Source organism: Plantibacter elymi (nom. nud.) (assembly GCF_900177795.1).
GTDB classification, from domain to species: domain Bacteria; phylum Actinomycetota; class Actinomycetes; order Actinomycetales; family Microbacteriaceae; genus Plantibacter; species Plantibacter elymi.
In genome coordinates this window covers 789,553-808,784 of the sequence record NZ_FXWJ01000002.1, presented here as the reverse complement: position 1 = coordinate 808,784, position 19,232 = coordinate 789,553, and the positions used below count along the sequence as shown (strand labels likewise).

The following is a 19,232-nucleotide window of genomic DNA, read 5'->3' as shown; positions in this document are numbered from 1 at the left end:
TAACGTGCGGACCATGACCGTTCCCGACGCCTCCGACGATCCGACGGGTGCGGTCCGTGACGCGGACCGCACGCCCATCGGCGACCCGGCTGTCGGCAGGGGCGTCCGGCTCGACGACTCGCAGGAGGCCGTGCTGCGGCTCGCGGACGACCGGTCCGCCGTCGTGCTCGGGGCTCCCGGCACGGGCAAGACCACGACGCTCATCGAAGCGGTGGCGGAACGCGTCCACTCGCGCGGTCTGCGCACCGACGAGGTGCTCGTCATCGCCTCCTCCCGGTCGTCGGCGCAGGTCCTCCGCGACCGCCTCGAGGCACGGGTCGCGCGCGCCACACCCGGATCCCTGGCGCGCACCGCCGTCTCCCTCGCACTCGAGGTCATCGCGGGCTCCGGGGCGTTCGCCGGCTCAGGACGACCACGGTTGCTGACGGGCGGCGAGCAGGACCAGACCATCGCCGAGCGACTCCTCGGCGACGAACAGGACGCGACCGGCCCGCTGTGGCCTTCCGAGCTCGGTCCCGAGGTCAGGCGCCTGCAGGGGTTCCGCACCGAGCTCCGGAACCTCATGGAACGCAGCGTCGAGCACGACGTCGCGCCCGCCGAGCTGCGTCGGCTCGGTACGGAGCACGAGCGTCCCGAGTGGGTCGCGGCAGCGGGCTTCATCGAGGGGTTCCTCGCCGACGACTGGCGCGGCCACCTCACGCCCGCGGCGGCCCTCGCCCGCGCCGTCCGGCTCCTCGACGATCAGGAACCGGGCACGGGCGTGCTCGGCAGCCTGCGGGTGGTCTTCGTGGACGACGCCCAGGAGGCGACCCACGGCGTTCTGCAACTGTTCGCCGCGCTCGCCCGACACGGCGTCACGATCGTCGCGTTCGGCGACCCCGACCTCACGACGGGAGCCTTCCACGGTGCCCGTGCCGACGCCCTCGGGCGGTTCGCCGAGGTGCTCGGACGCCCGGTGGACACGCTCGTCCTCGGGCAGGTCCACCGCGGGACACCGGACATCCGGGCGACGGTCCGCGGCGTCGCCGAGCGCATCGGCACGGCCGGCGCCGGACTCCACCGCACAGCAGCATCACCGGTCGATGACGCCGAGGTGCCCGAACACTCCGTCGTCACGGTGGCGGCCGGTTCCCCGGCCGAGCAGATCGCGGTCGTCGCACGCTTCCTCCGCGAGCGCCACGTCCTCGACGGTGTCGCGTGGGCCGACATGGCGGTGGTCGTCCGCAGCGGCGGGCTGATCCCGGCGATCGAACGAGGGCTGTCCTCCCTCGAGGTGCCCACCCGGGCGAGCACCGGCGGAGCACCGCTGCGCGACCACCCGTTCGTCAGGTCGGTCCTCCTCGCCATGTCGGTGGCGCTCGGGCGGACGCCGCTCGACGCCGAGGTCGTGACCGAACTCCTCCACAGTGCGCTCGGCGGACTGGACTCGATCGGGGTCAGGCGACTCCGGGCCGCGCTCCGCCACGCCGATCTCGCCGAGGGCCTCGACCGCAGCGCGGACCGCCTGCTGGAGGAGGCGTTCGCCGTCCCCGGTGCACTCATCGGACTCGAGACGCCCTCCGCCGCCCGCGCCCGCTCACTGGCCGACAGCCTCGCCGAGGCGAGCGCGCAGGCGGCGGCGGGCGCGTCCGCCGAGGAGCTCGTCTACGGCCTCTGGTCGCGGAGCAGGCTCGAGCGATCCTGGGTCTCGCTGTCGAAGGGCAGCGGTCAGGCAGCCGAGGAGGCGAACCGCGACCTCGACGCGATCACCCAGCTGGCCGATGCGGCACGCACCTTCGTCGAGGCGGAGCCCGACACCCCGGCCTCCGTCTTCCTCGACCGCCTGCTCGAACAGACGGTCGGCGACGACTCCCTCGCGCCGACGGGCCTCCGGGAGGCGGTCACGATCGCGACGCCCGCCGCCCTGGTCGGGACCGCGTTCGACACGGTCGTCGTCGCCGGCATGCAGGACGGCGTGTGGCCCAACCTGCGGGTCCGCGACTCACTGCTCGGCGCCTCGGAGCTCGTGGAACTGCTGGAGGGCACGGCCACGGCGACGGCGGACGCACGACGCGCGGTCCTCCACGACGAGCTCAGACTCTTCGCCCAGGCGACCTCCCGTGCGCACCGGTCGCTCATGGTGGTCGCGGTCGTCGACGACGACCACCAGGCGAGCCCGTTCCTCACGCTGCTCCCGGAACCCGATCCGCACCGGGCGTCCCTGTCGCCCCTGTCGCTCCGGGGCCTCGTCGGCACCCTGCGTCGCTCGCTCACGCGGCGGATCCGCCCCGCAGACCCGGCCGAGCGTGCCGCGTCCGCCTCGGCCCTGGCCATCCTCGCGACAGCGGGAGTCCCCGGCGCTCCGACCGAGGAGTGGTACGGCGTGGCCGCACCGAGCTCGACGGCACCGCTCCACGACCCCGCCGTCGAGGAGCTGCCGGTCTCCCCGTCCCGCATGGAGGCCTTCGAGGAGTGCCCGCTGCACTGGGCGATCGCCCGACTGGGCGGCGGAGCCTCCGGGTTCGCCTCCGGGCTCGGCACGATCGTGCACGCCGCGCTCGAGCACGCCGAGTCCTCCGACGAGGCCGCGCTCTGGGCAGCGGTGGAGGACCGCTGGGACGAACTCCACTTCGAGGCGGCCTGGGAGGGCGCGGCGACGAAACGGCGTGCGGCGGAACTCGTCCACCGGCTGTCGGCGTACCTCCACGACGCGGAGCGGGCGGGCGTGACCTCGATCGGCAACGAGAGCCGGTTCAGTCTCCGCATCCCCATCGGCGAGTTGGGCGGCGCGGCCGTGCTCGGCGGCTCGGTCGACCGCGTCGAACTCGTGCCCGACGCGGACGGGACGCGACGCGTCGTGATCGCCGACCTCAAGACCGGCGGCTCGGCGCCCAGACAGGACCGGGAGGTCGCCGACATGGCGCAGCTCGGTGCCTACCAGCTCGCGCTGGCGTCCGGTGCGATCACCGGTACGGAGGGGCTGCTGAGCGGTGGCGCGAAGCTCATCGTCGTGTCGGCCGGCACGAAGCGCAAGGAGTACTACGACCCGGCCCAGCCCGCCTTCGACGACGAAGCCCTCGAGCGCTTCCGCGAGCGTGTTCTGGCGGACGCGGTCGGCATGGCGGGCGCGGTGTTCGAGGCTCGCGTCGGGACCCACTGTCATGACCCGTTCGCGTTCGGTGAGTGCGCCATCCACGTCGTCCCGGCGGTGAGCTCGTGAGCGCGGAGGAGACCTACTCGGCCGAGATGCTCGCCGGACTGCTCGGCCTCCCACAACCGACGACGCAGCAGGTCGAGGTCATCGAGGCCCCCATGGCGCCGGTGCTCGTCGTCGCCGGTGCCGGGAGCGGGAAGACCGAGACCATGGCCTCGCGCGTCGTGTGGCTACTCGCCAACCGGCACGTGAGCGTCGACGGGATCCTGGGGCTCACCTTCACCAGGAAGGCTGCGGGTGAGCTGGCGGCACGGATCGGCAAGCGGATCGCCGCCCTGCAGGACATCGGGATCCTGGATCCCGCGGCCGACGCACTCTTCGACCGTCCCGAGGTGTCCACCTACAACGCCTACGCGAACGCCCTGTTCCGCGACAACGCCCTCCTGGTGGGCCGTGAGCCCGAATCCGTGCTGCTGTCCGAGGCGTCCGCCTGGCGACTCGCGAGGCGCGTCGTGGTCCGGCACGGAGACGAACGGCTCGCCACCCTCGGCAAGTCCGTCGACCAGGTGGCCGAGCTCGTCCTCTCGCTGAGCCATGAGCTCGCCGAGATCGACGGTACCACCGAGGAGCTGCTCGGCTTCGTGGAACGGTTCGTCGGCATCGGCGAGCTCCCCGACGGTGGTCGCGGGGCGTACGCGCAGATCGACCAGGCCGTCGAGGTCGTGAGTGCCCTGCCGGTCCTGCTCGACCTCGCGCACCGGTACGCCGACGAGAAGCGTCGGCAGGGACTCGTCGAGTTCTCCGACCAGATCGCCCTCGCGCTCGCCGCCTGTGAGCGTTCGCCGAAGGTCGCCGCCGTCGCACGCGATCGCGCGGGCGTCGTCCTGCTCGACGAGTACCAGGACACCTCGGTCGTGCAGACCAGACTGCTGTCGACGCTGTTCGCCGACCACCCCGTCATGGCGGTCGGCGACCCGCACCAGTCCATCTACGGCTGGCGTGGCGCGAGCGCGGCGAACCTCGCACGGTTCTCCCGCGACTTCGGTCGGGAGGTCGCCGCCACCCAGTTCAACCTGTCCACGAGTTGGCGGAACGACCGCACGGTCCTCGAAGCCGCGAACGTCCTCGTCCGCCCGTTGCAGCAGCAGGCGCAGACGGCGGGGAAGCTGCGAGTCCTCGACCTCGAGCCGAAGCCCGGCGCCGGGGCGGGCTCCCTCGCCGTCGAGTTCCCCGAGACCGGTGCCGAGGAGATCCGGGTGGTCGCCGAGTGGTGCGCGGACCGGTTGCTCGCCGAACGCGGGGGAGACCCGGCCGGTTCGGCCGCGATCCTGTTCCGGGCGCGTCGACCGATGCAGGAGTTCGCCGACGGCCTCGCCGCGCTCGGCGTCCCCCACCACATCCTCGGCCTCGGCGGTCTGCTCTCCTCGCCGGAGATCGTCGACGTGACGGCGGCACTGCGGGTGATCCACGATCCCGGTGCGGGGTCCTCGCTCATCAGGCTCCTGAGCGGGCCTCGCTGGCGGATCGGCGTCCACGACCTCGGTCACCTCGTGGAGGTGGCCCGGTACCTGCAGGCCATCGACTGGAAGACGAAGCGGTATGACGCCGAACTGGCCGCCCGGCTCCGCGAGTCGGTCGCCGACGACGACGGACGGTCGATCATCGACGCACTCGACTTCATCGCCGCCGACCGCGTGCCGGCCGGCCTCGCCGCCGGGTTCACCGACGAGGCGCGTTCGCGTCTCCGGGAGGCAGGACTGGTGTTCGCCTCCCTGCGGCGTCGCGCGGGCAGCGGCCTCCCCGATCTCGTCAGAGCGGTCGAACGCGAGTTGCGACTCGACATCGAGGTCGTCGCGAACGAGTCGACCGGCTCCGCGGCGCGCGCCCCGGCCAGACTGCAGGCCTTCCACGACGAGGTCATCTCGTTCATCCAGGCGGAGGAGCAGGTGACGCTCGGCAGCCTGCTGGCGTGGATCGACCGCTCGCTCGCCCGCGACGACCTCGGACCGGCGAGCGACGCACCCGACCAGGGTGCCGTCCAACTGCTCACCATCCACGGTTCGAAAGGCCTCGAGTGGGACCATGTCGCGATCCCGCGGCTCGTGGTCGACGAACTGCCCGCCAAACCGAAGGACGGCAAGGGCTGGGTGCGTCTCGGGACGCTGCCCTACGACTTCCGCGGCGACGCGGCGGAGCTGCCGGAGTTCGCCTGGCGGACGGCCGAGACACGGAAGGAGGTCGTCGACGCTCAGCTCGCCTTCTCGGAGGCGCTCGGCGAACGCGCGCTCGACGAGGAACGCCGGCTCGCGTATGTGGCGGTGACCCGCGCCAAGCACAACCTCCTGCTCACCGGCTCGTTCTGGTCGGGCGATCGGAAGCGGCCCCGTGCTGCGAGCACCTACCTCCTTGAGCTGGCCGCGGCGGGCGTCATCGCTCCGCTCCCCGCCGCATCCGCCTTCGAGGAGAACCCGGTCGACTCCGGTGCCGCGGTCCTCGACTGGCCACTCGATCCGCTCGGAGCGCGTCGGAGCGTCGTCGAGCGGGCGGCGGCCGAGGTCGACCAGCGGCGCGGGCGGCCCGAGGCCGAGCTGCTCGCGACCCTCGGCCCTCTCGAGAACGAGCTCACACTGCTCCTCGAGGAACGACGCCGTGCCGCGACGACGACCGCGCGCGGTGAGCTCCCCGTGCGCATCCCCGCGTCAAAGTTCAAGGAGTTCGTCACGGAACCGGAGGCCGCACTCGAACGTCTGCGCCGCCCCGTCCCGCAGCGGCCCTACCGGCAGACCCGTCTCGGGACCCGGTTCCATTCGTGGGTCGAGGCGCACTATGGGCGCTTCGGGCTACAGGAGCTGGTCGACGCGCTCCCCGAGGAGCTCGACGTCGAACGCCCGAGGCCGGAGGCGTCGGAGGGGATCGGGTTCGACGAGCTCACCGAGCGGTTCCTCGCTTCGGAATGGGCGGACGTCCGACCGATCGAGGTCGAGACCGAGATCCATGTGCCGCTCGGCGACACCGGACGGGTGGTGGTCTGCAAGCTCGACGCGGTGTTCGAGCGCGGGGACCGGTTCGAGATCGTCGACTGGAAGACCGGCGCGGTACCCACGACGCCGGAGGACGTGCGGAACGCCTCGTTCCAGCTCGCGCTCTACCGTCTGGCCTACGCGCACCACCGGGAGGTCGACCCTGAGCGCATCGACGCCGTGCTCTACTACGTGAGCCACGACGTGCAGCTCCGGCCGGAACGCCTCTACTCGGAGGAGGAGCTCCTGTCGGAGTGGGAGCGGTCCTTCGGGGAGGCCGCCGAGTCCCAGAGCTCGAACGACGAGGTGTCGATCTGATCCGTGGCGTTCGCGTCCGCGTCGGTTCCGACGTGGTCGCGATCGTCGTGGGTCTCACCGTCGTCGGTGTCGTCGTCCTCCGAGCCGCCGGGATCGCGGCCGAGGGCACGCTCGAGCTCTGACCGGTCATAGGTGTCGGTCTGCATGGCGATGCCGGGGGAGGACGAGCCGATCGGCGTGCGGTCGAGCATGTCCTCGACCTCGTCGACGTCGAGGACGGGTCCGGTCGTGGTACCGAGGGGGTCCGTCACGTCGCCGAGCACGCGGTCGACGAGTCCGTCGAGCATCGCGACCGCGTCCTCGACGATGGTCTCGTCGTGGCTGTCGCGGCCGTGCAGGAGCCAGCGGGCGATCTCGAGTTCCGCGTAGAGGCGGGCGCGGAGCGTGACGAAGCGGTCGGGTCCGCGGGAACACGAGGCCGCGTAGGCGGACAGCGCCTGCTCGCCGGTCACGCCGAGCGTCGCGATCCAGTGGAGGTCGAGGGCCGGGTCGCCGACCCGCAGCGAGCCCCATTCGATGACGCCGTTGACGAGGCCGTGGCCGTCCTGACGGATGACGAGCACCCGGTCGGCGGCGAGGGATCCGTGGATGACGGTGGGCTGGAATTGCCAGAGCGAGTGGTCCTCGACGGCCGCCTGCCAGCGCTCCCGGACGGCGGTCGGGAGGAGCCTCGTCTCGGCGGCGCGGGACACGATGCGGTGCGCGTCCGCCCGGATGAGCTCGGTGGACAGCAGCGGGAGGCCCGCTTCCGCGATGAAGGCCGTCGGGAGGGAGTGGATCGCGGCGACCGCGGCACCAAGCGAGTCCGAGAGGACCTCGTCGCGGCCGAGCGCGGTCGGGTCGAGGTGACTGCCGGCCACGAAGTCGAGCACCACGGCGCGAGTGCCGTCGACGGGCAGTTGGCCCACGACGGTCGGGGCGTCGAAGGGCAACCTGCTGCGGATACCGGGGGTGAGCGCGCGAAGGGCGATGAGGTCCGCGGACTGCTCCGTCTCGGCCTGCTGCGAGGTCGGGATGCGCACGATGAGCTCGCGCCCGTCGGCCGTCACGAGACGGGCCGCGTCGTAGTTCCCCTCGCCGCCGGCGGTGTGCGCGCCGGACCCGCGGACCTGGAGGTCGGCGACGGCCGAGGTGGCCAACGCGGCTAGAGTGAGATGGGATCTGGCCATGACATCCAGGGTACGGGGCCGTCCCGGTGAGCCGCGCTCGCCACGCCCTCAGAGAGGTTGTCCATGACGATTCAGGTTCGCGCACTCGCCGGTCTACCGCTCGCGAGAGGCGGACTCGACCGTCACGGCGAGCTCCGTTCACGACCGGACGTGCTCGACGGACTGCGGGTCGATCCGAACACCCGAGCCGTCATCCTCCGCGGTCGGCGCGCACTCGTGACCGGCGACGCGCTCGACCTCCTGGATCCCTCGGAGCTGCCCGAGCCGGAGCTCATGGTCTACCTCGGAAGCACCACTGAGGACAGCCCGGGGACACCACCGGGCACCGACATCCTGCTGTGGGTCCTCGCCGAGGCCGATGCCGACGCGATCACCGAGGATGAGGACCGCTGGTTCGACCTCCGCCGGAGCGGACACCGGCTGTCCGACCGCGACGTCGGGATCCTGGCGACGTCGCTGGCGATCGCCGGTTGGCATCGCGCCGAGCCGTTCTGTGCGCACTGCGGCTCGCCGACCACCGTCCGCAACGCCGGCTGGGCACGGCACTGCCCGGTCGACGGCAACGAACTCTTCCCACGCATGGACCCCGCGGTCATCGTCGCGGTCGTCGATCCTCAGGGACGGATCCTGCTCGGGTCGAACGCGATGTGGGAGCACAACCGGTACTCACTGCTGGCCGGCTACGTCGATGCCGGCGAGTCCCTCGAGCAGGCCGTCGCCCGCGAGATCTTCGAGGAGTCGGGGATGCGTCTCGGCAAGCCCGTCTACCTCGGGTCGCAACCGTGGCCGTTCCCGCGCTCGCTCATGCTCGGCTTCGTCGCCCCGCTCGCGGAGGATCAGGATCCGGAGGCGCTCGTCCCGGACGGCCAGGAGATCCTCGACCTCCGGTGGTTCACGCGGGAGGAACTCGAGGACCCGGCCACCGACGTCATCCTCCCCGGACCGTCGTCGATCGCACGAGCCGTGATCGACGAGTGGCTTCGCGGATCCTGGTCTCGATGAGGCGCGGCACCACCGAGGGCCGCCGATGAGCAGTCCGGCCGAACTGCTGGCCGGACTCGACCCCGACCAGGCCGTCGCAGCGGAGGCGCTCCGCGGACCCGTGTGCATGCTCGCCGGCGCAGGCACCGGCAAGACCCGCGCGATCACCCATCGCATCGCCTACGGGGTCGCGACCGGGACGTACACGGCGTCGCGCGTCATGGCGCTCACCTTCACCAGCCGCGCCGCTGCGGAACTGCGTGGCCGGCTCCGGGCACTCGGAGCCGAGGGGGTCTCCGCCAGGACCTTCCACGCCTCCGCGCTCTCGCAGCTGAACTTCTTCTGGCCCCAGGTCGTCGGCGGACAGGTGCCTGCGCTCGTCGAGAGCAAGGGCCGGGTGCTCGGGCACGCGGCCGAACGGCTCCGGTTGCGGGTCGACACGGCGACCCTGCGCGATGTGGCGGGCGAGATCGAATGGCGCAAGGTGTCCGGCCTGACCCTCGAGCAATATGCGGCGTCGAACCGGCCGTTGCCGGCCAAGCTGTCCCTCGAGCAGGTCGTCTCGCTCCAGGAGACGTACGAGCAGCTGAAGGACGAGCGCCGGCGCATCGACTTCGAGGACGTCCTGCTCGCCTGCGCCGGCATGATCGAGACCGAGCCCGCCGTCGCCATGCAGGTGCACGAGCAGTACCGCTTCTTCGTCGTGGACGAGTACCAGGACGTCTCGCCGCTGCAGCACCGACTCCTCGAACTCTGGCTGGGCGGACGACGGGACGTGTGCGTCGTCGGCGATGCGAGTCAGACCATCTACTCCTTCGCCGGTGCCCGTTCCGACTACCTGCTCGACTTCCCGACCCGGTACCACGATGCCACGGTCGTCCGGCTCGAGCGCAACTACCGTTCCGCCCCGCCGGTCGTGGCCGCGGCGAACACCCTCATGCGGGGTCGCCCGGGGGCACTGCACCTCTCAGCGGCAACCGCACGAGACGACGAGGGCACCCAGACCGCACGGCCCGAGACGCCGGCGGTCGGCCTGCGGCAGTACCCGAACGAGCTGTCCGAGGCGAGAGGCGTGGCCTCGGAGATCCTCGTGCAGCTGCAGGCGGGCGTCCCGGCCTCGGAGATCGCCGTGCTCTACCGGATCAACGTCCAGGCGGCGGCGTTGGAGACGGCCCTCGGCGAAGCGGGCATCCCCTACGTCATGCACGGCTCCAAGCGCTTCTTCGAGCTGCCCGAGGTACGGCAGGCCCTGCTCCAGCTCCGCGCGGCCTCCGTCTCGATCAGCGGTGAGCCCCTGTTCAAGTCTGTGAGCGACGTGCTCCGGTCGCTCGGCTGGAGCCAGGACCCGCCCGACGGCGGCGGCGCGGTGCGCGACCGCTGGGAGTCGCTCAACGCGATCATGGGGCTCGTCGACCAGGCGCCGGAGGGGACCTCGTTCCGGGCCTTCACGGATGAGCTGCAACTCCGGCAGGCGGCGCAGCACGAGCCGACGGTCGAGGCGGTCACGCTGGCGACACTGCACTCGGCGAAGGGCCTCGAGTGGGAGGCGGTGCACCTCATCGGGCTCTCCGAGGGGTATCTGCCGATCTCCTACGCGAAACACTTCGAACAGGCGGACGAGGAGCGAAGGCTCCTCTACGTCGGCATCACGCGCGCCAAGCGGCTGCTCAACCTGTCCTGGTCCGAGACGCAGCAACGTGGGGGTCGACGCGAGCCGTCGCGATTCCTGGCAGAGCTCGGCATGCGCACCTCGAGTGCTCCCGGACGACGCGGCGCCTGACCCCACCGGTCGCGGCGTCGACCACCAGCTGGGTGCTCGCGAGGATGGGCTGGGACGCGTCGAGGTGTCGGAGCACCAAGCGGGTCACGCGGGTCGCGACCTCCGCGCCGAGGAGCTGGGTGTCGAGTGGTGAGCGGCGCCCGAGGAGCTGGGATGCGACGGCCGGCCAGGCCGGATCGTCGTCGGTGCGGTGCAGCTCGACGCAGTGCAGGCACGGCCCTGAACCGGGTGTCACGAACGGTCCGATCCGGACGACACGGTCGCTGAAGACGACCGGCAGGTGCGGGACGTCGTCGCGCAGCCAACGCGTGTACCGGCTCGGCGGGATGACGAAGTCGGCGAAGAGGACGGCGACGTCGACGTGGCCGCGCTGCGACCCGGTCGACGTCGACCCGGACTCCGGCGGCAGGAGTCCGACCGCCTCCTGCTCGGTGAGGAGGCGTCGGAGGAGCTCGGCCGCCGGGCTCGCGCCGTCCACGACGACCCGGTGCGTCACAGCGGGTCCGGAGGTGGGGCCGTCGTGCTCGATCACCGGGTCGAGCGTCGCGAGGACGCGATCGAACTCCTGGGCTGGGACGTCGAAGGCGTCCGGCAGTCGTCGTTCGACCAGAGCCGGGAAGCCGGCACGCAGTGCCGCGACGACCTGCTCGGTCTCGGTCCGGACGCTGTCGAGCACGACCGCTTCATCGACTCCCACCTGCAGGCTGTGCGGGGTTCGCCAGAGCAGTGGTCTCCTGGGATCGAGGCGCGTCGTCATCCATCGATGATGGCGGTTCGACGACCGGTCGCGTCGGCACTCTCCACAGCCCGCCCGGAAGGGCCGGCTGTGGAGCGTCGCTGTGGATCAGACCGGGGGACCGCCGGCACCGTTCGGGCCGGAGGGCTCCGAACCGGGCTCGTCGTCGTGCTGGTCGCCGCGTTCCTCGCCACGGAGGAGGTCTTCGAGCGCGAGATCCATCTCGTCCTGCTCGGGACGCTCGCCCCTGGCCTCCGCTTCGAGGCGCGCGATGAGCGCCTCCGGGGCGTCGATGTCGGCTGCGGTCGGCACGAGGTCGGGGTGCGACCACAGGGCGTCGCGCTGCGCGGTACCGACGGCGTCGGTGACCTGCTGCCACATCTGCGCAGCCTCGCGCAGGCGGCGGGGTCGCAGCTCGAGTCCCACGAGCGCGCCCAAGGCCTGTTCGGCCGGCCCACCGGCGGCGCGGCGTCGGCGGACGGTCTCCGCGATGGCCGCGGAGCGGGGGAGACGCTCGGTGGCTGCCGCGGTGACCACGTCGACCCAGCCCTCGATGAGGGCGAGCGTCGTCTCGAGTCGAGCGAGGCTCGCATCCTGCGCCTCGGTTCGGGCGGGGATGAGTGCCCCGCTCGTCATGGCCTCCCGGAGTTCCTCGGGGTTCGACGGATCGAAGCTCTCGGCGAGCTCCTCGAGTCGCTCGGTGTCGATCCGGATGCCGCGCGCGAAGTCGGTGATCGAGGAGATGAGGTGCAGGCGGAGCCAGCGGGCGTGGCGGAAGAGTCGTGCGTGGGCGAGTTCACGGACCGCCAGGTAGATCTGGACCTGATCCGCCGGGATGTCGAGGCCCTCGCCGAAGTCGGCGACGTTCTGGGGGACCAGGGCGGCCTCGTTGTCGTCGAGCAGCGGGATGCCGATGTCGCCGCCGGAGACGACCTCCTTGGAGAGCTGACCGACGACCTGTCCGAGCTGCATCGCGAAGAGCGTGCCGCCGATCCCGCGGACGAGCTGTCCAGCGTTCGCGATCATGCTCGACAGCTCCTCGGGCGCGCGTTCCGTGAGCACGCCGGTCAGGGCGTTCGCGATGTTCGTGGCCACCGGCTCGGCGAGCTGCGTCCAGAACGGCATCGTCTTCGTGGCCCAGCGCGTCCTCGTGTACAGGGCCGGTTCGCTCGACAGCTCGGCGACGTCGGTGACGTCGGCGAGCCACAGGGAGGCGATGTGGAACGCCTGCTCGAACGCCGCACGCTGCTCGGGCGTCGTGTCCTGGGCGCCGTCTCCGGCGATGGTCTTCGCCTGCTGGAGTGAGGTGTCCCAGTTGATGCCGTCGCCACTGGAGTGGAGTGCACCCTGGAGCTGCGACATGAGCGCAGCGAGACTGGCCGGATCGCTGGGGAGGCCGGCGGCGCCGGCGAGCTGGCTCGGGTCGAACGAACCGTTGCCGGAGAGGAGCTCGCGGAGCATGTCGCGGAACTCGTCCTCCGGACTCTTGTCGGAATCCTCTGGCACGTCAGCCGCCTCTCAGATAGCTCGGTGCTGGGCCTTCTACGCTAGTCGCACCTCGCTGAAGAATCGCCGGGGTATGGTTGGTCGGGTTTCCGCCCACCGCGAACACTCCGGAAGGCTTGCATGTCGCTCTTCGCCGATGAGGCTCCCACCGCTTCGGCGCCGACCGGTCAGGGTCGCAACCGTCGCGCCCGGTTCGGGTGGATCGTGCTCAGCCTCTCGCTCGTCCTCCTCGGCGTGCTGTCGGCGGTACCCGCGCCGTACGTCATCGAACAGCCGGGTCCCGTGTTCAACGTGCTGGGTACGACCGAGGGCGATGACGGCGACGTCCCGCTGATCGAGGTCCACGACGAGCAGACCTACGACACGGGCGGCACGCTCGACATGTTGACGGTCCAGCTGGTCGGGAATCCGCAACGGAGCCCGGGCTGGCTTGACATCGTCTCGGCCTGGTTCGACCCGAGCCGCGCCGTCGTGCCGATGGACCTCTACTTCCCGCCCGGAGTCACGACCGAGCAGCGCGACGAGCAGAACGCGACCCTCATGGTCGACTCGCAGCAGGACTCGGTCGCGGCGGCGCTGCGCGAGCTCGGGTACGAGGTTCCCGAGCACATCGTGGTGGCACAGATCGCGGAGGGTGCTCCCGCGCAGGGTGTACTGCGGCTCGACGACGAGATCGTCGCGGTCGACGGCACGCCGGTGACCGGCCTGGCCGGCCTGCGGGACGCGATCAACGCCAACGGCACGGACAAGCCGGTCACGCTCGACATCATGCGTGGGGGAGCGGCGAGCACCGTCGAGATCACGCCGACGACCGCGACCGCGTCCGACGGGACGACCTCGACCGTGATCGGCATCGGTACCAAGACCACCTACGACCTCCCCGTCGACATCACCATCCAGCTCGACAACGTCGGCGGCCCGAGCGCCGGCATGATGTTCGCACTCGGCATGATCGACCTGCTCACCCCGGGTGAGCTCAACGGCGGGAAGGACGTCGCCGGTACCGGGACGATCGACGCCGACGGGAACGTCGGCGCGATCGGCGGCATCCGGCAGAAGCTGTTCGGCGCGAAGGACGCCGGGGCCGAGTGGTTCCTGGCGCCGGAGAGCAACTGCGACGAGGTCGCCGGACACGTCCCGGACGGCTTGACGGTCTTCGCTGTGAAGACCCTCGACGATTCGATCGCGGCGCTCAAGGCCATCGCGGACGGAGCCGACACGAGCAAGCTGCCCACCTGCTCGGCCGGTTGACCACTTCGGGCGCTCTCCCAGCCCGGCCGCTTTAGGATGGGTGGGACGACCCCTATCTGAAGAGGCCACACGTGACATCCGCAGCAGCAGAGAAGCCCCTGTCCACTCAGCGCCGACGCGCCCCGATCGCGATCACGGTGGCGATCATCGCCGCGCTCCTCATCGGGTTCTTCATGTTCTCGGGGTTCTACGCCGACCTGCTGTGGTTCCAACAGCTCGGCTTCACCGAGGTCCTGACCACGCAGTGGATCGCGGCGATCGCCATGTTCCTCGTCGGATTCGTGGGGATGGCCCTCCCCGTCTGGTTGGCCATCGAGATCGCCTACCGGACCCGTCCGGTCTACGCGAAGCTCAGCTCGCAGGTCGACCGCTACCAGCAGGTGGTCGAGCCGCTCCGCCGACTCGCGACCTACGGGATCCCGGCGCTCTTCGGGCTCTTCGGCGGTGTCGCCGCGGCCTCGCGCTGGCAGCTGGTGCTGCTGTGGATGAACGGCACCCCGTCCGGCACCAAGGACCCGCAGTTCAACCTCGACGTGTCGTTCTACCTCTTCGACCTGCCGTTCTTCCAGGCCGTGGTCGCCTTCTCCTCGGCGGTCGTCCTGATCGCCCTCATCGCAACCGCCGTCGTCACCTACCTCTACGGAGGCATCCGGGTGGTCAGCCGCGAGGTCTGGATCTCCATGGCGGCCCGCGTGCAGATCTCGGTGCTCGCCGCGCTGTACCTGATCCTGCAGGCCGTCAGCCTCTGGCTCGACCAGTACACGACACTGAACGACACCGGCACGCTGATCACCGGCGCCTCGTACACCGACGTCGCCGCGACCATCCCCGGTCGCGTCATCCTCGCCGGGATCGCGCTCATGGTCGCCGTCCTGTTCGTCGTGACCGCGTTCACCGGCCGCTGGCGTCTGCCGCTCGTCGGTACCGCGCTGCTCATCGTCGCGTCCCTCATCGTCGGCAGCCTCTACCCGTGGATCGTCCAGCGTTTCCAGGTGGAGCCGAACGCGAAGAGCCTCGAGACGCCGTACATCAAGCGGAACATCGACATGACCCGTGACGCCTACGGTATCGCCGACGTCGAGGAGGAGGAGTACGCGGCCACCACCGACGCGACGCCCGGAGCGCTCCGTCAGGACGCCGAGACCACGGCGAACATCCGGATCATCGACCCGTCGCTCGTGAGCGCCTCGGTCGCGCAGCTCGAGCAGTTCAAGCAGTTCTACTCCTTCGACAAGCAGCTCGACGTCGACCGCTACAACATCGACGGCAAGACGCAGGACGCCGTCGTCGCGGTCCGCGAGCTGAACGTCGCCGGCCTCGACAACTCGCAGTCGTGGATCAACAACACGGTCGTGTACACCCACGGGTACGGTCTGGTCGCCGCGTACGGCAACCAGCGCTCGGCCTCCGGTGAGCCGGTCTTCCTCGAGTCGGGCATCCCCACCACCGGCGCGCTCGGCGACTTCGAACCGCGCGTGTACTTCGGTGAGCAGTCGCCCGACTACTCCATCGTCGGCGCTCCCAAGGGCGCGGACCCGGTGGAGCTCGACTACCCGTCGGGCACGCAGGGTGAGTCGCAGACCTACACGACCTTCGACGGCGATGGCGGGCCCAAGCTCGACAACGTCTTCAAGAAGCTCGTCTACGCGCTCAAGTTCCAGTCGGAGCAGATCTTCCTCTCCGACTCCGTGAACAGCCAGTCGCAGATCCTCTACGACCGCGACCCGCTCACCCGGGTCCAGAAGGTCGCTCCCTACCTGACGCTCGACTCCGACCCCTACCCGTCTGTGGTGGACGGTCAGATCGTCTGGATCGTCGACGGCTACACGACGAGCGCCAGCTACCCCTACTCGAAGACCGTGAGCCTGTCCGACACGATCTCCGACTCGGTCACGCCGGCGCAGAACTACGCGCTCGACGACGTCAACTACATCCGGAACTCGGTGAAGGCGACCGTCAACGCGTACGACGGCAAGGTGACGCTCTACAGCTGGGACGACCAGGATCCGATCCTCAAGACCTGGCAGAAGGTGTTCCCGTCGACGGTCAAGCCGATGTCGGACATGTCCGGCGATCTGATGAGCCACGTCCGGTACCCGGCCGACCTCTTCAAGGTCCAGCGTTCGGTGCTCGGCCAGTACCACGTCACCAACGCCGGTTCGTTCTACTCGAGCGAGGACGCGTGGGTCACCCCCAACGACCCGCAGTCGACCGACACGGAGAAGAAGTACCAGCCGCCGTACTACCTGACGATGCAGCTGCCCGAGCAGGACGCGCCGTCCTTCTCCCTGTACTCCACGTTCATCCCGCGTCAGGGCGGTGAGCAGTCGCGGAACGTGCTGACCGGCTACCTCGCGGTCGATGCGAACGCCGGCGCCGAGGACGGCAAGCGGAGCTCCGACTACGGCAAGATCAGACTCTTGACCCTGCCGAAGGACGACACCGTGCCGGGCCCCGGCCAGGTGCAGAACACCTTCGACTCCGATCCGAGCGTGTCGAGCCAGATCAACATCCTGAAGCAGGGCCAGACCGAGGTGCTGAACGGCAACCTGCTGACCGTGCCGGTCGGTGGCGGTCTGCTCTACGTGCAGCCGGTCTACGTGAAGTCCACCGGCGACACGAGCTTCCCGCTCCTGCAGAAGGTGCTCGTCGCCTTCGGCGACCAGATCGCCTTCGAAGACACGCTGGACGAGGCGCTCGACGTCCTGTTCGGCGGCGACTCGGGTGCGGATGCGGGTGACACCAACGTCCCCGGAGACAGCACGACGCCCCCGACGGACGGCACGGACACCGGCGGTGGAACCGACACCGGCTCGACCCCGAGCACGGGTGACCCGACGGTGGACGCGCAGATCAAGACGCTGCTCGACCAGGCGAAGGCCGCGATGGTCGAGAAGGACGCGGCCATGGCGAGCGGTGACTGGGCTGCCTACGGGGTGGCGGACAAGAAGATCTCCGACGCACTGGCGCAGGCGCTGGCACTGCTGAACGGCTGATTCCGAGCCTGCAATCCGAACGGCGTCGCCCTGACGGGCGGCGCCGTTCGGCGTTCCAGGAGGAGGGATTCGGCCGGAATCGGAGTGCTTGACGGCACGCGATTTGCGCGCCCTCAGAATGCATGCTAGGTTTATCTCTTGTGCCGCAGGGTGGAGCAGTTCGGTAGCTCGCTGGGCTCATAACCCAGAGGTCGTAGGTTCAAATCCTGCCCCTGCAACAGAAAAGATGAAATCCCGGTCTCCTCGAGACCGGGATTTCGTCGTTTCGGGGGATGGCCGCCCGCGGTCGGCGAGCGGTGGGTCAGCCCATCGTCGCGACGGGGAGGCCGAACGCCGCGGCCACGCCGGCGTTGGTGACCGCACCCGCGTGGATGTTGACGCCCGCGCGGAGCGCTGCGTCGGCCGCCACCGCTTCTCCCGTGCCCTGGTCGGCGATGGCGAGTGCGTACCGGAGGGTGGCGTTGGTCAGCGCGCGCGTCGAGGTCTCCGGGACGGCGCCGGGCATGTTGGCCACGCAGTAGTAGAGGCTGTCGTGGACACGGAACGTCGGGTCGTCGTGCGTCGTCGGCCGGGAGCCCTCGAAACATCCGCCCTGGTCGATCGCGATGTCGACGAGCACCGAGCCGGGCTTCATGTCCGCCACCATGGCGTCGGTGACGAGCTTCGGGGCCTGGGCCCCGGGGATGAGCACCGAGCCGATGACGAGGTCGGCGTCGCGGAGATGCTCCGCGATCTCGTACGCCGATGACGGCCTGGTCTGGATCTGTCCGCTGAAGCGGTTCTCCAGCTCGCGCAGGCGAGGGATGGAGATGTCGATGATCGTGACGTCCGCCTGCATGCCGAGCGCGTTGGCTGCGGCGTGCTCGCCAGCGACCCCGCCGCCGATGACGACGACCTTCGCCTTGGGGGTTCCGGGCACGCCGCCCAGCAGGATCCCGCGTCCACCGGTGGCGCGCATGAGGTGGTAGGCGCCGACCTGCGTCGACAATCGTCCTGCGACCTCGCTCATCGGCTGCAGGAGCGGCAGCGAGCGATTGGGGAGCTGCACGGTCTCATAGGCGATCGCGGTGGTCCCAGAGGCGAGCAGGGCGTCGGTGAGCGGGCGGTCCGCCGCGAGGTGGAGGTAGGTGAAGAGCGTCTGGTCGGCACGGAGGTAGCCGTACTCGGCGGCGACGGGCTCCTTCACCTTGAGCAGGAGGTCGCCTGCCGCCCAGACGGAGGCCGCGTCGGCGGCGATGGTCGCCCCAGCGGCGCGATACGCCTCGTCGTGATTGCCGGACCCGAGGCCGGCGCCCGCCTGGACGATGACCTCATGGCCGTGCCGGACGAGTTCGTGGACGCCGCCGGGTGTCGCGGCGACCCGGTTCTCGTTGTTCTTGATCTCCGTGGGGATGCCGATTCGCATGGCTGGTTCCTCTCGCAGGCTGGGCCAAGGCTCGGCTCTCCCGCTCGTCGGTGGACGGTGTGCGACTATTCTGAGGTTGCTGCGTTTCAGCCGGATGAACACCGCAGCTTTCGCGGAATTCATGTCTGTATTCGATGATGCTTCGGCTGAAGAGGAGAGTGGGCGCAGGATGACGAACAATCTGCACGGGCGGGCGGACCTCGACGACGTCGACCACGCACTGCTGCGGCTCCTGCAGGAGAACGCGCGCATGACGAACGCCCGCATGGCGGAGCTCGTCGGCATCGCCCCCTCGACGTGCGTCGCCCGGGTGCGGTCGCTCGTCGATCGCGGCGTGATCACGGGGTTCTCGGCGCGTATCGACCCGGTCGCGGTCGGGCTCGGTCTCGAGGCGCTCATCAGCGTCAACATCAGGGCAGGGGCTCGCGCCCGTATCGCCGAGTTCAGCGCCGGCATCCGACAGCTCCCGGAGGTCGTGCAGGTGTTCTTCCTCGGCGGCTCCGAGGACTTCGTCATCCATCTCGCGGCTCGGGACAGTGCCCACATCCGCGACTTCGTCGTCGAGCATCTGTCGGCCGATCCGACGGTCGCCTCGACCCGCACGAGCCTGGTCTTCGATCACTCGTTCATCGGCGTCGCGGTGGGGGAGTGAGGGCGATCCACGCCGGTACCGGCCGGGCGAAGGTCACGAACGCATAACGAAGGAGTTCGGCGGAAAACCCTGACCATGTTCGGTTTTGCCAGGGAGGCCGTGCGCGATGTCCGCCTTTTGGGGGATCCTCGATTAGCCAGCAGCTGTGAGTTTCGTTAGCGTTGTCGACGGCCCGCAAGGGCTGACCTACGTAACCGCGTCCCGCCCCCTGTCGCCCCGTGACGGCGTGCTGGACGTACGGTCGAACGCCACGCGGTAGCCGTTGTCGCCCCACGTGATCCGAGC

The 19,232-nt window shown here is 70.2% G+C and carries 11 protein-coding genes and 1 tRNA gene; 8 read left to right on the top strand and 4 right to left on the bottom strand.

The genetic code is table 11. The features are described from left to right. Window positions 1-13 precede the first annotated feature (13 nt). Window positions 14-3,199: a UrvD/REP family ATP-dependent DNA helicase gene (locus CCK91_RS08675; protein WP_086473648.1), complete on the top strand. Its 3,186-nt coding sequence runs from the start codon at window positions 14-16 to the stop codon at window positions 3,197-3,199. Further along, the gene (locus CCK91_RS08670) at window positions 3,163-6,471 is read left to right on the top strand and encodes an ATP-dependent DNA helicase (RefSeq protein ID WP_242664468.1); all 3,309 of its coding nucleotides are present in this window, start codon (window positions 3,163-3,165) and stop codon (window positions 6,469-6,471) included. The genes CCK91_RS08675 and CCK91_RS08670 overlap by 37 nt, the downstream gene beginning before the upstream one ends. On the opposite strand, the gene CCK91_RS08665 is transcribed toward CCK91_RS08670, so the two are convergent. After that, window positions 6,381-7,640, bottom strand: a complete 1,260-nt coding sequence (locus CCK91_RS08665; protein WP_086473647.1) for a phosphotransferase — start codon at window positions 7,638-7,640, stop codon at window positions 6,381-6,383. The genes CCK91_RS08670 and CCK91_RS08665 overlap by 91 nt on opposite strands. Window positions 7,641-7,703: 63 nt before the next feature. Between CCK91_RS08665 and nudC the strand changes: the two genes are divergently transcribed. Further along, window positions 7,704-8,642: an NAD(+) diphosphatase gene (nudC, locus tag CCK91_RS08660; RefSeq protein ID WP_086473646.1), complete on the top strand. Its 939-nt coding sequence runs from the start codon at window positions 7,704-7,706 to the stop codon at window positions 8,640-8,642. 25 nt (window positions 8,643-8,667) lie between these two features. After that, complete coding sequence (locus CCK91_RS08655; protein ID WP_086473645.1) at window positions 8,668-10,401, top strand: ATP-dependent helicase; 1,734 nt, start codon at window positions 8,668-8,670, stop codon at window positions 10,399-10,401. Here the strand turns inward: CCK91_RS08655 and CCK91_RS08650 are convergent. Together CCK91_RS08650 and CCK91_RS08645 are read right to left on the bottom strand one after the other, a co-directional pair. Beyond that, window positions 10,289-11,158: a TOMM precursor leader peptide-binding protein gene (locus CCK91_RS08650; RefSeq protein ID WP_086473644.1), complete on the bottom strand. Its 870-nt coding sequence runs from the start codon at window positions 11,156-11,158 to the stop codon at window positions 10,289-10,291. The two genes, CCK91_RS08655 and CCK91_RS08650, sit on opposite strands and share 113 nt — an antisense overlap. A gap of 87 nt (window positions 11,159-11,245) precedes the next feature. Continuing rightward, window positions 11,246-12,598, bottom strand: coding sequence for a zinc-dependent metalloprotease (locus CCK91_RS08645; protein ID WP_086473835.1), 1,353 nt, complete (start codon window positions 12,596-12,598; stop codon window positions 11,246-11,248). Between the two features lie 165 nt (window positions 12,599-12,763). Here CCK91_RS08645 and CCK91_RS08640 point away from each other — a divergent pair, with 165 nt between their 5' ends. From CCK91_RS08640 to CCK91_RS08630, 3 genes are all read left to right on the top strand, one after another. After that, window positions 12,764-13,894, top strand: coding sequence for a YlbL family protein (locus CCK91_RS08640; RefSeq protein ID WP_086473643.1), 1,131 nt, complete (start codon window positions 12,764-12,766; stop codon window positions 13,892-13,894). 71 nt (window positions 13,895-13,965) lie between these two features. Beyond that, window positions 13,966-16,890 carry a UPF0182 family membrane protein gene (locus CCK91_RS08635; RefSeq protein WP_119863549.1) on the top strand — a complete coding sequence of 975 codons (2,925 nt, stop codon included), beginning with the start codon at window positions 13,966-13,968 and terminating at the stop codon, window positions 16,888-16,890. Window positions 16,891-17,034: 144 nt separating this feature from the next. After that, window positions 17,035-17,108: transfer RNA gene (locus CCK91_RS08630), tRNA-Met, on the top strand. 83 nt (window positions 17,109-17,191) lie between these two features. Here CCK91_RS08630 and ald read toward each other — a convergent pair. Next, entirely contained in the window at window positions 17,192-18,295 is a 1,104-nt protein-coding gene (gene ald, locus CCK91_RS08625) for an alanine dehydrogenase (protein WP_086473642.1), read from the bottom strand. A 169-nt stretch (window positions 18,296-18,464) separates the two neighbouring features. Here ald and CCK91_RS08620 point away from each other — a divergent pair, with 169 nt between their 5' ends. Further along, window positions 18,465-18,947: an Lrp/AsnC family transcriptional regulator gene (locus CCK91_RS08620; RefSeq protein WP_079705560.1), complete on the top strand. Its 483-nt coding sequence runs from the start codon at window positions 18,465-18,467 to the stop codon at window positions 18,945-18,947. The last annotated feature ends 285 nt before the right edge of the window (window positions 18,948-19,232 follow it).

What these genes read in the sequence shown, in the direction of transcription:
- ald (WP_086473642.1), bottom strand. Translation starts at nt 18,295, where the DNA reads ATGCGAATCGGCATCCCCACGGAGATCAAGAACAACGAGAACCGGGTC.
- CCK91_RS08655 (WP_086473645.1), top strand. Translation starts at nt 8,668, where the DNA reads ATGAGCAGTCCGGCCGAACTGCTGGCCGGACTCGACCCCGACCAGGCC.
- nudC (WP_086473646.1), top strand. Translation starts at nt 7,704, where the DNA reads ATGACGATTCAGGTTCGCGCACTCGCCGGTCTACCGCTCGCGAGAGGC.
- CCK91_RS08640 (WP_086473643.1), top strand. Translation starts at nt 12,764, where the DNA reads ATGTCGCTCTTCGCCGATGAGGCTCCCACCGCTTCGGCGCCGACCGGT.
- CCK91_RS08620 (WP_079705560.1), top strand. Translation starts at nt 18,465, where the DNA reads ATGACGAACAATCTGCACGGGCGGGCGGACCTCGACGACGTCGACCAC.
- CCK91_RS08650 (WP_086473644.1), bottom strand. Translation starts at nt 11,158, where the DNA reads ATGACGACGCGCCTCGATCCCAGGAGACCACTGCTCTGGCGAACCCCG.
- CCK91_RS08645 (WP_086473835.1), bottom strand. Translation starts at nt 12,598, where the DNA reads ATGCTCCGCGAGCTCCTCTCCGGCAACGGTTCGTTCGACCCGAGCCAG.
- CCK91_RS08665 (WP_086473647.1), bottom strand. Translation starts at nt 7,640, where the DNA reads ATGGCCAGATCCCATCTCACTCTAGCCGCGTTGGCCACCTCGGCCGTC.
- CCK91_RS08675 (WP_086473648.1), top strand. Translation starts at nt 14, where the DNA reads ATGACCGTTCCCGACGCCTCCGACGATCCGACGGGTGCGGTCCGTGAC.